Annotated in this window: 12 protein-coding genes and 1 other RNA gene; 7 read left to right on the top strand and 6 right to left on the bottom strand. The window is 56.1% G+C overall.

Annotated elements, in window-relative coordinates:
• Positions 1 to 249 precede the first annotated feature (249 nt).
• A complete protein-coding gene (gene recA / locus Abin_RS13235; protein ID WP_048847643.1) occupies positions 250 to 1278 on the top strand; it encodes a recombinase RecA in 1029 nt (342 codons plus the stop codon).
• 12 nt (positions 1279 to 1290) lie between these two features.
• On the opposite strand, the gene Abin_RS13240 is transcribed toward recA, so the two are convergent.
• Complete coding sequence (locus Abin_RS13240) at positions 1291 to 1812, bottom strand: GNAT family N-acetyltransferase (RefSeq protein WP_048847645.1); 522 nt, start codon at positions 1810 to 1812, stop codon at positions 1291 to 1293.
• 94 nt (positions 1813 to 1906) lie between these two features.
• On the opposite strand from Abin_RS13240, the gene Abin_RS13245 reads away from it, so the two are divergent.
• From Abin_RS13245 to ypfJ, 4 genes are all read left to right on the top strand, one after another.
• Positions 1907 to 2266 carry a winged helix-turn-helix domain-containing protein gene (locus tag Abin_RS13245; protein WP_048847647.1) on the top strand — a complete coding sequence of 120 codons (360 nt, stop codon included), beginning with the start codon at positions 1907 to 1909 and terminating at the stop codon, positions 2264 to 2266.
• A gap of 78 nt (positions 2267 to 2344) precedes the next feature.
• A complete protein-coding gene (locus tag Abin_RS13250; RefSeq protein WP_086612308.1) occupies positions 2345 to 3889 on the top strand; it encodes a glucan biosynthesis protein in 1545 nt (514 codons plus the stop codon).
• 2 nt (positions 3890 to 3891) lie between these two features.
• Positions 3892 to 6030 carry a glucans biosynthesis glucosyltransferase MdoH gene (mdoH, locus tag Abin_RS13255; RefSeq protein WP_255319298.1) on the top strand — a complete coding sequence of 713 codons (2139 nt, stop codon included), beginning with the start codon at positions 3892 to 3894 and terminating at the stop codon, positions 6028 to 6030.
• A gap of 260 nt (positions 6031 to 6290) precedes the next feature.
• Entirely contained in the window at positions 6291 to 7172 is an 882-nt protein-coding gene (gene ypfJ / locus Abin_RS13260) for a KPN_02809 family neutral zinc metallopeptidase (RefSeq protein ID WP_048847651.1), read from the top strand.
• A 123-nt stretch (positions 7173 to 7295) separates the two neighbouring features.
• Here the strand turns inward: ypfJ and Abin_RS13265 are convergent, their stop codons facing one another.
• From Abin_RS13265 to Abin_RS13285, 5 genes are all read right to left on the bottom strand, one after another.
• Entirely contained in the window at positions 7296 to 8252 is a 957-nt protein-coding gene (locus tag Abin_RS13265; RefSeq protein WP_048847653.1) for an aldo/keto reductase, read from the bottom strand.
• A gap of 249 nt (positions 8253 to 8501) precedes the next feature.
• Positions 8502 to 9605: an N-acetylglucosamine-6-phosphate deacetylase gene (gene nagA / locus Abin_RS13270; protein WP_048847655.1), complete on the bottom strand. Its 1104-nt coding sequence runs from the start codon at positions 9603 to 9605 to the stop codon at positions 8502 to 8504.
• Positions 9606 to 9645: 40 nt separating this feature from the next.
• Complete coding sequence (gene gluP / locus Abin_RS13275) at positions 9646 to 10944, bottom strand: glucose/galactose MFS transporter (protein ID WP_048847734.1); 1299 nt, start codon at positions 10942 to 10944, stop codon at positions 9646 to 9648.
• Entirely contained in the window at positions 10934 to 12019 is a 1086-nt protein-coding gene (locus Abin_RS13280; RefSeq protein WP_255319299.1) for a BadF/BadG/BcrA/BcrD ATPase family protein, read from the bottom strand. The genes gluP and Abin_RS13280 overlap by 11 nt, the downstream gene beginning before the upstream one ends.
• Positions 12020 to 12140: 121 nt before the next feature.
• Positions 12141 to 12572 carry a hypothetical protein gene (locus tag Abin_RS13285; RefSeq protein ID WP_052948231.1) on the bottom strand — a complete coding sequence of 144 codons (432 nt, stop codon included), beginning with the start codon at positions 12570 to 12572 and terminating at the stop codon, positions 12141 to 12143.
• A gap of 160 nt (positions 12573 to 12732) precedes the next feature.
• Between Abin_RS13285 and ffs the strand changes: the two genes are divergently transcribed.
• Together ffs and Abin_RS13295 are read left to right on the top strand one after the other, a co-directional pair.
• Positions 12733 to 12830: signal recognition particle sRNA small type (gene ffs, locus Abin_RS13290), an RNA gene on the top strand.
• A 59-nt stretch (positions 12831 to 12889) separates the two neighbouring features.
• The coding region (locus Abin_RS13295) for a DNA polymerase III subunit gamma/tau (protein WP_048847738.1) at positions 12890 to 14252 on the top strand (1363 nt) is incomplete at its 3' end.

Raw genomic sequence — 14252 nt, forward strand, 5'->3', positions numbered from 1 at the left:
AATGGGCGGCGTAAGGCCGCCTGTTTTTGGTTTGAAATGTTCTTATTTTGTTCTATATAAAAAGGAACGAAACCCCGCGTTGTGGGGAGAATAAAAGCTTTTCGGCCTGTGTGATGCCAGTCATTGCCGGGGGAACGGTTTTTATGGCAGGTCTTGAAAAAGCGCGTGGGGAGAAGGGCTTCAGTTCGGGGCTTTCCCTGCGTCAGATGCGCCTTTGGCCGGAACCGGAGGCAACAGGAAAGGTGAAGCATGGATAAGGCAAAAGCTCTTGAAGGTGCACTCGGTCAGATTGAACGCGCCTTTGGCAAGGGCTCTGTCATGCGGTTGGGGCAGCGCCCGCGTGAACAGGCTGATGTGATTCCGACAGGGTCTCTGGGGCTGGATATCGCGTTAGGGATTGGCGGTCTGCCGCGTGGCCGTGTGATTGAAATCTACGGCCCTGAAAGTTCGGGTAAAACCACGCTGGCCCTGCATGCCATTGCAGAAGCCCAGAAGCGCGGCGGCACCTGTGCCTTTATTGATGCTGAACATGCCCTTGACCCCGGTTACGCCAAAAAGCTGGGCGTTGATGTTGATAACCTGCTGATCAGCCAGCCAGATGCCGGGGAACAGGCTCTGGAAATCGCTGATACACTGGTGCGCTCTGGCGCCATCGATGTGCTGGTGGTGGATAGTGTGGCGGCTCTTGTGCCCCGCGCCGAGCTTGAAGGCGATATGGGCGACAGCCATGTCGGTCTGCATGCCCGTCTGATGAGTCAGGCCCTGCGCAAGCTGACCGGTTCTGTTGCGCGCTCTAACACCATGATGATCTTCCTGAACCAGATTCGTCTGAAAATTGGCGTGATGTTCGGGAATCCGGAAACAACCACCGGCGGGAATGCCCTGAAGTTCTACGCTTCCGTGCGGCTGGATATTCGCCGTATTGGGTCCATCAAGGACAAGGACGAAGTGGTTGGTAACCAGACCCGCGTCAAAGTGGTAAAGAACAAGATGGCCCCGCCGTTCAGGCAGGTTGAGTTCGACATCATGTATGGCGAAGGGATCAGCAAGGTTGGTGAACTGATTGACCTTGGCGTCAAGGCCGGTGTGGTTGAAAAGTCAGGGGCATGGTTCTCTTACGACAGCCAGCGCATTGGTCAGGGGCGTGAAAACTCCAAGCAGTTTCTGCGCGACCACCCGGAAATGGCTGCCGACATTGAACGGAAAGTGCGCGAACAGTCCGGGATTGTGGCAGAAGCCATGATGACGGCCCCGGAACATGATGGTGAGGAAGACTAATCTCCTTCCAGCTCAGTCGCCCCGCACGGGGCGACTGAGAAAACTGGCTTCTTCATCGTAAGAGGCCAGAACGGCCTGCTCTTCAGCCGATACGGCTTCGGTCACAAATCCCTGCTTCTGCCAGAAGGATAAGGCGTAGCGGGTTGATGTCAGGCTGATGATGGGTACAGCGTGGTTTCGCGCAACGCGGTCAACCACCGCAATAGCTTTTTGCGCCAACCCCTGCCCTCGCGTGCTTTCAGCCAAAGCCAGATCATGAATATACCAGCGATCTGCCGGGCTGGGCAGTGTGCCGAGCAGGCAGTTCAGGCGGGGGGTAAGGCACCCCTTCCATGGGTGGCTGATCAGATAGCCAGCTAGCCCCGATAACCCATCAAGAACCCAGCATCCTTCTGGGGCAAGGGTCAGCCTTTCCATGAAAATTTCGTCATCTTCAGGGTAGTCGGCGTGAACCGTGGCTGCCAGCGCAATGGTGGCCGCAAGATCGGCTGGCATCATGGGACGCCAGATGGTATCTGCAAAAGCTGGTATCATGACAGAATTGCCATAGTCAGAACCCGGGTTAAGAGTAAAGTATGAAGCCTCAACGTATCACGCAAAACGGCCGACAACGGAAGCGGGTTGACTGATGTCCGACCGAATGCGTTTAACCCTGCGTGTGGATGCGGATGGCAAGGCTGCCTTGGGCCACGGAAAAATTCGTCTGCTCGAAAAACTGGCGGAAACAGGCTCTATTTCGGCGGCGGGGCGCGCCATGGGCATGTCTTACCGGCGCACATGGTTGCTGGTGGATAGTCTGAACCATCTGTTCAAAACGCCGGTTGTTGCGACGCGGCCGGGTGGCGGGGGCGGTGCATTTCTGACCGAAACGGGTGAAGCGCTTGTTAAGCTTTATCGCGACATAGAGCAGGAAGCAGCACAGGCGACTGCGGCAGATCTTGACCGGCTAGAGGCGCTTCTTGCGCCAGCGGGGGCCGAATGCCCTTAAAAAGCCGCATGACAGAAGCAAACATGTCAAAAAAGAAAATACATTATGCCGTCCAATAACGGAATGCGGGAGATTGGTGTGTCATCATCTATTCAGCGACGTGATTTAATGAAGGTTGGCGCAGGGGCAACCCTTGCGTCTCTGGCCAGCGGTGTGGTCAGCAAAGCGCGGGCTGAAGGGCTGAATGGTGCAACCGGAGCGTTTGATGATGGTACGGTGCGTCAGATTGCCAAACAGTTGGCAAGCGCGCCTTACAAGGCCCCGGACCAATCTCTGCCCAAAGCAATTGATAATCTGAATTTTGATCAGTTCCGCAGCATTGCCTATCGGGAAGAAAAAGCCCTGTGGCATGGTGAAAATCTGGCCTTTGATGCGGAATTCTTTCCTCGCGGCTTTCTGTATCGCCCGCGCATCGAAATTTACGAAGTTAAAGACGGTCAGGCAGCGGCTGTGCCCTACACGCCAGACCTCTTTTCTTACGGTGACCCATCCCTACAGGTAACGGATGATTTGGGGTTTGCGGGCCTGCGTCTGCGGACAGCCATAAACACTCCGAATGTTATGGAAGAATTCTGCGTCTTTTTAGGCGCGTCTTACTTCCGAGCCGTAGGGAAAGGCCAGAATTATGGTCTGTCGGCCCGTGGCTTTGCTGATGGCACGGGTGACCCGAAGGGTGAGGAATTCGCGCTTTTCCGTGCGTTCTGGCTGGAAAAGCCGCAGCCGAATGTGCAGTCAATTGTTATCCACGCGCTGCTGGATAGCCCGTCCGTGGCGGGGGCATTCCGTTTTACCATCCGCCCGGGTGACACAACGGTGTTTGACGTTCAGTCCACCTTGTTCCCGCGCACCAAGATCAGCCAGTCCGGTATCGCACCGCTGACCGGCATGTTCTATTTTGATGCCAATGACCATAACCATGTGGATGACTGGCGTCCGGCTGCGCATGACAGCGAAGCCCTGCAAATGTGGACCGGCAGTGGTCAGCAGCTTTTCCGCCCCCTGCGGAACCCGCTTGACCTTCAGTTTTCGGCCTTCAACGATGTCTCGCCCCGCGGTTTCGGGCTGATGCAGCGCCGCAGAAACTTCCGCGATTTTGAAGATCTGGCGCTGAATTACGAAAAACGCCCGTCCCTATGGATTGAACCCATTGGTGACTGGGGCGAGGGCTGGGTTGATCTGGTCGAAATTCCGACACCCAATGAAGTGAATGACAATATTGTTTCCTTCTGGCGGCCCAAGACTCCGTTGGCTGCGGGCAAGGAATATAGCTTCACGTACCGCATGTACTGGGGCTGGGATAACCCGTTCCCTACCTCTCTGGCGCGCATAGGTGCGACGCGCGTGGGTTCCGTGGTTGATGACAAAAACGCTCGCTTCTTTGCCATTGATTTCATGGGGTCACCGTTCGATCACCTGCCCAAGGATACGCACTTTCATCTGGTGCCTCAGGCATCCGTCGGCACCATCCGGAATGTTGTTGTTGAACCCAACCCCAACATCAATGGGTGGCGCACTACGTTTGAATTTGTGCCTGGGGATGAAAAACTGGCAGAACTCCGCTGTGTTCTGGCTTCAGATAACGGACCTGTTTCAGAAGAATGGTTGTATCGTTGGACACCCTGAGCATGACGCCCGCTCAGGAAACAGCTTCGTTTCAGGCCTTGCCGCCAGAAGCGCCGCTGGTCATGCCCGTGCAGGATTTACACGCAGCCCCTGATTTTGAAGGGCGGCCGCGTATTCCTGTCACGTCGCCACAGACCGTTGCCCTACGTCGGCTGGCAGTTCTTGGGTCGGCTTTTGCCCTGACCGTGTACGGGGCGTGGCGTACCCATAAAGTGTTGGACGCCAACGGCGTATCAACGCTCGGTTTGGTCATGCTGGTGCTGTTTGTTCTGCTGTTTATGTGGATTGCACTGGCTTTTACGTCGGCTGTGGCCGGGTTTGTGTCTCTGGTGACGCGGGGTGGCTTGGGGTTGGGGATTACGCGCTCCGGCCCCCTGCCCCAACTGCGCAGCCGCACAGCACTCCTGTTGCCAACGTATAACGAATCGCCACATCGGGTTATGGCGGGCTTGAAGGCTATTTACCTGAGCCTGCGTGAAACCGGGCAGATGGGCGCCTTTGATATCTTCATTCTGTCAGACACAACCAACCCGGATGTCTGGATTGAGGAAGAAGCCGCCTTTCTGGCACTGCGTGAGCAGACTGGTGGCCACAACAATATTTTCTACCGTCGCCGGCATAACAACGTCGAGCGTAAAGCTGGCAACGTGGGTGAGTGGGTACGCCGCTTTGGTGGGGCCTATGATCAGATGGTCACGCTGGATGCGGACTCCGTTATGTCTGGTGACACGCTGGTGCGTATGGCCGGTGCCATGGAGCGGCATCCGACTGTGGGTCTGATTCAGACATTGCCCGTTATTGTGGGTGGCACCACGCTGTTTGCCCGCATGCAGCAATTTGCCGGGCGCGTATATGGGCCGATTATTGCGCATGGTATCGCCTGGTGGCACGGGTCAGAAGGCAATTATTGGGGCCATAACGCGATTATTCGCACCCGTGCCTTTGCCGGACAGGCTGGGCTGCCGCATGTGCCGGGTCGGCCCCCTTTTGGTGGCCATATCCTTAGTCATGACTTTGTTGAAGCCGCACTGATGCGGCGCGGCGGCTGGGCCATTCACATGGTGCCCGCGCTTGACGGATCATATGAGGAAAGCCCTCCGTCCTTAACGGATGTTGCCATTCGTGACCGGCGCTGGTGTCAGGGGAATCTTCAGCACGTAAAGGTGCTGCCGACCAAAGGCCTTCACTGGGTCAGCCGCATGCACATGATTGTGGGCATTGGGGCGTATGTGACCTCCCCGCTTTGGCTGGTGTTTCTGCTGACCGGTATTCTGATCTCGCTTCAGGCTCATTTTGAGCGGCCTGAATATTTTGGTGATACCAAAACCCTCTATCCGCATTGGCCGCATGTTGACCCTGTACAGGCAAAATATGTGTTCATTGGCACCATGGTCATTCTGTTGGCCCCCAAACTGTTGGCTTATATCGCGTTACTGTTTGACCGGGCTACCTGCAAAGGGTGTGGGGGGGCTATCAGGGCGGCTGGTTCCGTGCTGGCTGAAACCCTGATTGGTGGATTGATTGCCCCTATCGCTATGCTGATCCAGACCTCTGGTGTGGTGTCCATTCTGTCGGGGCATGACTCTGGCTGGAACACGCAGCGTCGCGATGATGGTGGATTCCCACTGAAGGTTGTGGTGCAGCAATATGCCAAATTTACCCTGTTCGGGTTGGTTCTGGGTATTGGGGCATGGGTTGTTTCACCATCCCTGTTTTTCTGGATGACGCCTGTGCTGCTGGGTTTGGTGTTTTCTATTCCGCTGGTGGCGCTGACAAGCAGCCGGGCAGCCGGGCAAAACCTGCGTAAGGCGGGATTGCTGCTGGTGCCGGAAGAAACCTTCCCCCCCGATGTGCTGCAAAAGACCGAACAGGCACTGGAAAGTGACGAGTCCCCCAAACTGCCTGACGATGCCTTGCGGGCTTTGCGGGCTGATGGTGGTTTACTGGCGGCCCATGCCGCTATGCTGCCGCCAGCGCGGAAAGCGGGTGATCCTATCAACGCAGACAGACTGGTTGGGCTGGTCAAAGTGCAGGAAGCGCCAACACTTGGCGCGGCGGAACGGCAGTTAACCCCTAAAGAGAAAGCTGCCGTTCTGGGGTGCCATGAAGGGCTTGAGGCCATTTTGCGTCTGCCAGACTAAAAGACGGTTTCTATAAAGAATGACAAAGCGCAGGGTTTACGACCCTGCGCTTTTTTTATTGTATCGGGTTTGGGGGCTTGAATGGACTGTGATGGAGGAAAGCTCTGCCCTGACGTTTTTCTGAAATAAAAAGCAGGAGTGCTGGGTGCAGGAACCATCTGAGCTGTTTTCTACTTATTCCTGCCGCACAAAAGCAGTAACAGACGCCCTTAAAGACATGATATGCAGCGTTTTACTGCGCACAGAACAGGATAAGAACCATGCGTCTGGATGATGAACGGGAAAGCTCCAATATTGAAGACCGTCGGGGTTCCAGTGGTGGGGGTGGCGGGCGTTCGCCTATTCGTATTGGCAGTATTGGTGGCTTGGTTCTTGTTCTCGGTGCGTTGTATTTTGGGGTGGACCCGCGTCTGGTCATGAACCTGCTGGAGGGTGGTGGGTCAATGACCACCAGTTCAGGCCCAACGGTTGCACAGCAACAGGGGGCACCTGCGGGAAATGATGCCCAGAAACAATTTATTTCCCGTGTTCTGGCCTCCACAGAAGATGTGTGGACAACGTATTTTCAGCAGATGGGCCGCACTTATCATGACCCGCGTCTGGTGCTGTTTACGGGCAGTGTGCATTCAGGGTGTGGGTACGCCCAGACAGCCGTTGGTCCGTTCTATTGCCCTGCGGACCATAAAGTTTATCTCGATCTGGCCTTTTTTCAGGAATTGCAGGGCCGTCTTGGGGCCGGAGGTGACTTTGCCAAGGCATACGTCGTCGCACATGAAATTGGGCATCATGTTCAAAACGAACTGGGCATCATGCAGCAAGTTGAAAATCAGAAATCCGGCCTGTCCCAAACTGGGGAAGGCGGCACGTCTGTAAGAATAGAATTGCAGGCAGACTGCTTTGCCGGTGTCTGGGCAAAACGCGCCAATGACGCCAAAAGTATTCTTCAGAATGGTGATATTGAGGAAGGAATGAACGCCGCTGCCGCCGTTGGAGATGACCGGTTACAGAAACAGGCGCAGGGCTATGTGGTGCCTGACAGCTTTACCCACGGGTCATCCGCGCAACGTGTGCAATGGTTCCGCCGCGGTCTTCAAACCGGTGACGTTAACCAGTGCAATACGTTCAGCAGTTCCTCACTTTAAGAAAGAGAACGCGAAAGGGGGTTATAGCGCCCCCTTTTTAGAATATTTTACGGGTGTAAAAGCTTGAAATCCAGCGGAGGGAATCGGGGGTGTTATACGCCTCCCCCTCTCCCCCCATGTGCGTTACACCGCGCTGGCTGTATCAAGTTCTGTGATATCTTCAGGATTCAACACAAGTGTTGCGGCTTTTGCAAAGCTGGCCACATGCTCACGGCGTGTGGCGCTGGCAATGGGGGCCGTAACCCCTTTGCGGGCAATTAACCACGCAAGGGCAATTTCAGCCTGTGTCGCGTCATGACGCTGGGCAACGTGGTCAAGGGCTGACAAAATGCTTACGCCACGGGCATCAAGATATTTTACAATCCCTTTTCCGCGTGTGCTTTGCGTCAGATCAGCTTCTGATCGGTATTTTCCACTCAGAAAGCCCGAAGCAAGGCTGTAGTAGGTGACAACACCAATATCATTTTGCAGGCAGAGATCACGCAGTGGGCCATCATAGCTGGCGCGATCGTAGAGGTTATATTCGGGCTGCAAGACATCATAACGTGGCAGAGAATGGGTTTTAGCGACATCCAGCGCTGTGCCAAGTTGCTGGGCGTCCAGATTGGAGGCTCCGATAGCGCGGATTTTCCCGGCCTTTAGGAGTTTTTCATAAGCACCCAATGTTTCTTCGTAAGGCGTTTCGGCATCTGGCCAATGGGAGAAATATAAATCAATGCGCTCAATACCCAACCGTTTGAGTGAGCGTTCAACGGCTTCCAAGATCCAGCGTGCGGAAAGACCTTTTTCTCCCGGCTTGCCGAGGTCTGCCCCGACCTTGGTAAAAATAAGCACCTGATCGCGCTTGTTGGGGTTCTCTTTCAGCCAGTTGCCAATAATGGTTTCTGATTCACCGCCTGTATTGCCCGGACTCCAGAGCGAATACACATCGGCCGTATCAATGGCGTTAAAACCGTAATCCACAAAGGCGTCCAGAATGGAAAAGCTGGTTTTTTCATCAATGGTCCAGCCAAAAACATTCCCACCGAAAACGATAGGGGCAATCTTCAGGTCGGTTTTACCCAGACGACGAAAGTCCATGGCTTTTCTCCTTCTCTAAAATGCGCGACCACTCTTTGCGATTTTGTAGGGGATCCTGTGCGGTTAAGTGGGAGTATACCCCGCACACGCTGTTTGTTGTAATGGGCAAGAGCGATACGGATGAAGAGGCCTGGATGGGAAAAATCCAGACCCTGTAAGGTTAAAATAACGCAAATTTTGATAAACTGTTTCACAAGACTGCGATAACTCAGTTTAGGCGGCCCGTCTTATGATTAGTGTGGTGGGACATCAGTGAATGCGCTGGCCACCAACCCAGACTTCCTGCACCATGAACGTGCTGTCCATCACGACATAATCGGCGCGTTTTCCGGCCTCCAGCGTGCCGCGATCAGTCAACCCCAGATAGGCAGCAGGATTTGTGCTGAGGAGTGCCGCCGCCTTGACCAAAGGGGTGCCGGTTTGCAGGGCATTGCGTAGGGCAACATCCAGCGTCAGTACGCTTCCGGCCAGACTGCCATCTGGCAGGCGGACAGCACCATCTTTCACAATGACATCCTGCCCACCAAGCTGACTTGGGCCTTCTGGCAACCCTGTGGCGCGCATGGCATCGGTGACAAATAGAAGCCTGTCTCCCATGACTTTATGGGCCAGTTTGAATGTAGCCGTGTGAACATGGTGCGTATCAAAAATCAGTTCTGCGTAAGCATCGCTACACATCAGGGCAGTTACTGGGCCGGGTTTGCGGCTTGTAATTGGGGCCATGGCGTTGAACAAATGTGTGGCCCCGGCAATGCCTCCGGCAGCGCAGACACGACAGATTGCGTGCTCGGTCTGCTCATAGCTTGCAACGGTATGACCCATGCTGACACGCACACTCGCAGCCACGAAGCGCTCCATTGCCTGCTCGGCGTGGTCAAGTTCCGGGGCCAGCGTTACAACCTTGACGCATCCTGTCGCTAAAGCCTCGTTGACGCGTTCTGCTGAGGGGGGAATGGCATAGGGTGGCTGCGCGCCCAATTTGTGCGGGCTGACAAACGGCCCTTCAAGATGCGCGCCATGAACCACGGGGCCGTTTGGAATTTGCGTGCGTACAACTTCAGCTACGGCATGAAGCGCATCCATCACGTCGGCCCATGGGCGTGTAATGGTTGTTGGCAGAATGGTGGTCGTGCCATGAGTGGCATGAAAGCGTGACAGGGTATGAATAGCGCTGACACCATCCATTGTATCTGCCCCATTGCCGCCATGGACATGCCCGTCAATAAATCCCGGCAGAATATAGCGGTCAGGCACCGACGCTGTTTCTGAAACTGCTGTGATGGTTTCAGAAAACTCTAATGTGCCGGCAATAATCCGGTCCGGGAGAACAAGGTGTCCGCTAAGGTTGGGCATAAGGACGCTCTATGATTTTAAGACGTAAGGGCTTTAAGGGTTAGACCGCTGACCGGCGCATATACAGGGCAATCAGGGCGTAGCCAGTTACGGTCAGGCTTGTAAACACACCCTGAAACCCGAACAGGGTTTTCAGCCAGACAAAAAGCTGGGGAACAATACCGCCGCCACAATATGCCATGACCAGACAGGCCGCGACCAAAGGAGCGGCTTTGCCCGTATTTTTCAAAACTGTTGGAAAAAGACCCGGAAAAATCATGGCATTTGCAACACCCAGCAGGGCTACGCATAACACAGCACTATAGCCATGCGCCATAAAGGCCAGCAGGCTCAGCACCGCTCCTGCCATGCAGGAATAGAAGGTGTAGCGTTCCTGCGAGCAGAAGCGGGGCGTGCAGACCATACCCAAACAATATCCAGCGAGCATACCTGTCAGGGTTAGGGCCGTAAAAAAGCGTGTCTGGTTCAGGGGAAGACCAAAACCCTGTGCATATGTGCCAATGGCATCGCCTGCCATAACCTCAACCCCGACATACAGAAACATTGCCCCAATACCGCAGAGCACATGCGGGGAAAGCAGCATCTGCCGTGTTGGGGGCGATGAAGGGTCTGTTGAAAGAGGAGACGCTGTGTCAGGTGGCTGAATATCCGGCAGACTGGAAAGCGCAACCGCCCCCGCGGTCAGGAGCATCAGCACAGCCATACCAAGGTAAGGCCAGTAAATGGCCTGCACAAATTGCCCTAACAATGCGGCGCGGGCGGCCGGGTCAGTCATGGTAGCGGCCTGATGTGCAACGCCCTCAATATCGCCCATGACAAGGGTTGCAAGCACGATAGGGGCCAGTATGCCCGCAAATTTGTTGCAGATGCCCATAATGGCAATGCGCTGCGCGGCTTTCTGTGCCGGCCCCAGAAAGCTGACGTAAGGGTTTACAGCAACCTGAAGCAGGGCAAGCCCACAACCAAGAACAAGTAAGCCTGCCAACGCTGCACCATACACCCCGGCGGCAATAAATTGCCCTGTGCCAGCCATACCCAGAGCCATTACCATAAGAGAAAGGGAAAGGCCGCGTTTCAGACCCGTGCGGGTAATGACCCATGAAGCTGGAATAGCAAAGAAGAAATAGGAAAAATAGAAAACCAGAGGAATAAAAAAAGCGCTTATATCATCAAGAGAAAAGGACACCCGGACGAATGAGATCAACGGTCCGTTCAGCCATGTGACAAACCCGATCAGAAAAAAAAGACCGGCTGTCAGCATCAGGGGTGTCCACCCGTAAGCGCCAGCAGGGCAACGGTGTGTGTCTTGCAGGGCGGCGGGCTGGTTCTCAACCGACATCAGAGGCAGCCCCATTTGATGAAAGGGCAGCGTTGTTCCGCCCGACCGGCGGCGGGTGAACCGGATGGCTGGAAGGGAGATTTTTCAGGCTTTGTGCCAAAGTGGCAATCCATTGGCTGTCTATGCTCCAGCCCGCCTGTCTGGCAGCGCGCAGCACGCCGCCTCCTAGCGGTGCAAGGATGGGAAGCTGGGGTGCGCCACATAACGCAGTAAGTTCGGCCCGGATACGGGGGCTATTGAACACGCTGCCAGCGTAGCTCCACGGCAGGGTGTCTCCGCCCAGACGGGCGCGGGCTGTATGAATATGGGCTGCCAGTTGGGCGGCGGCATCTTTCAGCAAGGCTGTTGCCTGCACGCAGCCTGCTTCGGCTAGTTCATCAACAAGTCGGGCGCATTGCGCCACAGCCGAGCGTGGCCGTGGCTGTTCTGCGTGCCAGCCCAGTAAGGCATCCATGGCGGCGGGGGCTGTCGTGGGCCACCCCATATGGGTGCAAACGGCCTGTGCAAACCCGACAGCCTCCGGTTTGCGCCCATCCAGTGCCTGACAGATAAATTGCAGCGCCGTGCGACCTATCCAGTAAGCACTTCCTTCATCCCCGAAGGTGCCGCCCCATCCCCCAACGCGGGCCGTGTTTCCGTTTCCGTCATGTGCCCATGCCATTGACCCTGTGCCGGACAGCAGCAGCACCCCTGCGTTACCGGCAAAAGCGCCGGTGCAGGCCATATCAACATCGTTGCTCAGGCTCAGGCTCAGGGTGCCATCAGGGCAGAGTGTGTGCAGATGGGTGCGGATTGTCTGGCCTAGCGCGCGGTTTTCACCATAGCCAGCCAAACCGAAAGCCGCGGCCTGCACACCTGTGCTGAGGGGAAGGACAAGGTCAGACAGTATCTGCTGCCAGTCTGGCTGATCAAACGGATTACTACCGCTGGTTGTATAATAGCCCTGAATCTGCCCGTCCTGCGCTACGCGGACTGCGGCGGTTTTGGTGCCCCCGCCATCAACGGCCAGAACGGCAGGCACCGACCATGCGGCCGGTACGAAAGCAGGCGAAAGAGAGGCTGGGCTGTCAGTCACAGAAAAAACACCACCACGAAAAAAGCAGGTATCGTTTCGGAAAGCCTATAACTTTTTCAATAAGGCGGCCAGTTGTCGTATGACTGTCAGCACTTAACCGGAGGATAAGGAGAACCGGTTATCAGTTTTCTGGTGACGGCCCATCAGGCAGGCTGCCCAGACGTTCGCAGGCCTGCGCCAGTTTGATGTCGGGGTTTGGTGTTTCACACAAAGCCCGGACGTCAGGCGCGCACATTTCAATCGAATTTTCAAAATCGGATTCAAGCACATCCTGCGCGATGGCCAGATCCTGATCATTGGTGTGTTTCTGCTCTTCTTCCAGTTGATCCTGCGTTTTGTGCAGATCTTTCAGGGAATTGATGCAGGCTTCACTGGCGGCTTCGGGTTTGAATTGCAGCACGGCCAGTTCTTTCTGAAGCTGCGCGTTTGGCACCTTGCTCCGAACTTCACCACCAGAGTCCCCGCCCGACTCATCGGCCTGCGCGACTAGAGGGGCCGAAAGCGCTGCCAGCAGCAGGGCCGCAACAAGGAGGGGATGGCTGAATCGGGGCACGCTCAAACTCTCTGTGCAACAGGGAACCTACCGGGCCGGATGCACCGGTTGTTCTGTCCTAGCGTGCAGAGGGCGTTGTGGCAAAGAGAGAAAGGGCGGTCAAAGCTCATATCAGTAGCAGGGTTGGCAGGGGCAGGGGTTTGGTGCTATCCCTGTCAGCGGAAAGTCGGCGGTGGACGGGCACCTTGTTGACCAGGTCAGGTCCGGAAGGAAGCAGCCACAGTAAGTTTCGTCCGGGTCATTGTCCGGCTTTCCACCGTTTTCCGCCCGGTTATTACCGTATCCTGCGGGCGTGACTCTTACTTTTCGGAACAGTCATGACCGATGAGACCGATGCGCAGCTTTCTCAGGATGAGGGGCTCCCCGATCCTGTAATGGAAGGCCCCGGTCTGTTCGGAGACGCCGCTCCCCCAGCACCAGCCCCCTCGGCTCCCCCAACATCAGGTTCGCCTTATCGGGTGCTTGCCCGTAAATATCGCCCCACTACGTTTGATGACCTGATTGGTCAGGAAGCCATGGTGCGGACGTTGCGCAACGCCTTTGCGTTGGGGCGCGTGGCCCATGCCTTTATGCTGACGGGTGTGCGCGGGGTGGGGAAAACGACCACGGCCCGTATTATTGCCCGTGCCCTGAACTGTATTGGCCCAGATGGGAACGGCGGCCCCACGCCTGACCCGTGCGGCGTGTGCGCCAACTGCGTTGCCATTCTGAATGACCGCCACCCCGACGTGCTGGAAATGGACGCAGCGTCCCGCACGGGTGTGGATGATGTGCGTGAAATTATTGAGGCCACGCGCTTCCGCCCCATGCAGGGGCGGATGAAGGTCTTCATTATTGACGAAGTGCATATGCTCTCTCGCAACGCATTCAATGCGTTGTTGAAAACACTTGAAGAACCCCCGGCACAGGTCACGTTCATTTTCGCCACGACTGAATTGCGCAAAGTGCCCGTAACGGTGCTTTCCCGCTGTCAGCGGTTTGACTTGCGCCGCGTGCCGCAGGCTGATCTGTCAGCTTTGTTCGCGCGGATTGCGGAAAAAGAACACGTTCGCTTGTCGGCTGAGGCTCTGGCGTTGATTGCCCGCGCGGCCGATGGGTCCGTGCGTGATGGTCTGTCCTTGCTTGATCAGGCCATAGCCCAGGGCACCGGCCCTGATGGCACGGATGAGGAAATCGGCGCGGCTCTGGTCAGTGATATGCTGGGGCTGGCTGACCGGCAGGTGGTGTTTGACCTGCTTGATGCCACGTTTACTGGTAGACCCGATCAGGCCCTTGCCTTGGCTGATGCTGCCCATGCACGTGGGGCTGACCCCGGCCTGATGCTGGGTGATATGCTGGAACTGGTGCACACGATCTCTCGTCTTCGGGCAGTCCCTAGCTTGAGGGACTCGGCTGATCTGCCGGAGGCGGAACGCGTGCGCGGCATGGATATGGCTGAAAAACTGCCCGTCCCGGTTCTGATGCGGGCGTGGCAGATGTTGGTCAAAGGTGTGCAGGAAGTCGAGTCTGCCCCAGACCGGCGCGCAGCGGCAGATATGGTGTTGATCCGCCTTTGCTACGTGGCCGACCTGCCGTCCCCGGAAGATCTGGTTAAACGGCTTTCTGGACAAACCGCCACCTTGCCTGCTCCTTCTGGTGCTGGTGCTGGTGCTGGTGCTGGTGCTGGTGCTGGTGCTGGTG

This window comes from Acetobacter indonesiensis (assembly GCF_000963945.1).
In the GTDB taxonomy this organism is placed as follows: Bacteria; Pseudomonadota; Alphaproteobacteria; order Acetobacterales; family Acetobacteraceae; genus Acetobacter; species Acetobacter indonesiensis.

Bases quoted from the DNA above. Each gene is read 5' to 3' on its own strand.
- recA (WP_048847643.1), top strand. From the start codon at position 250: ATGGATAAGGCAAAAGCTCTTGAAGGTGCACTCGGTCAGATTGAACGC.
- Abin_RS13240 (WP_048847645.1), bottom strand. From the start codon at position 1,812: ATGATACCAGCTTTTGCAGATACCATCTGGCGTCCCATGATGCCAGCC.
- Abin_RS13245 (WP_048847647.1), top strand. From the start codon at position 1,907: ATGTCCGACCGAATGCGTTTAACCCTGCGTGTGGATGCGGATGGCAAG.
- mdoH (WP_255319298.1), top strand. From the start codon at position 3,892: ATGACGCCCGCTCAGGAAACAGCTTCGTTTCAGGCCTTGCCGCCAGAA.
- ypfJ (WP_048847651.1), top strand. From the start codon at position 6,291: ATGCGTCTGGATGATGAACGGGAAAGCTCCAATATTGAAGACCGTCGG.
- Abin_RS13265 (WP_048847653.1), bottom strand. From the start codon at position 8,252: ATGGACTTTCGTCGTCTGGGTAAAACCGACCTGAAGATTGCCCCTATC.
- nagA (WP_048847655.1), bottom strand. From the start codon at position 9,605: ATGCCCAACCTTAGCGGACACCTTGTTCTCCCGGACCGGATTATTGCC.
- gluP (WP_048847734.1), bottom strand. From the start codon at position 10,944: ATGTCGGTTGAGAACCAGCCCGCCGCCCTGCAAGACACACACCGTTGC.